The organism is Methylobacterium sp. A54F (assembly GCF_053346035.1).
In genome coordinates this window covers 1-343 of record NZ_JBKFBF010000070.1, presented here as the reverse complement: position 1 = coordinate 343, position 343 = coordinate 1, and the positions used below count along the sequence as shown (strand labels likewise).

Sequence of the window (343 nt, the reverse complement as noted above, 5' to 3'; positions counted from 1 at the left end):
GAGGGCGATAGCCCCGAGGAGTTCCTGGAGCACACCAAGCTCGAGCTGTTCCAGGATCAGGTGTTCTGCTTCACACCGAAGGGCCGGCTCATCGCCCTTCCGCGCGGCGCGTCGCCGATCGACTTCGCCTACGCGGTGCACACCGATGTCGGCAACACGGCGGTGGGCGCCAAGATCAACGGCCGCATGATGCCACTGCTGCACGAATTGGCGAACGGCGACGAGGTCGAGAGCGCCCGCTCCGACGGTGCCTCCCCGCCGGCCGCCTGGGAATCCCTCGTGGTCACCGGCAAGGCCCGCGCGGCGATCCGCCGGGCGACCCGCTCGGCGGTGCGCCGGCAAT

1 protein-coding gene is annotated in these 343 nt (G+C 70.0%); it reads left to right on the top strand.

All coding sequences use genetic code 11. The features are described from left to right. Positions 1–343 (top strand): TGS domain-containing protein (locus ACLBXP_RS25370; protein ID WP_447670604.1); only part of this gene is annotated, 343 nt, incomplete at both ends.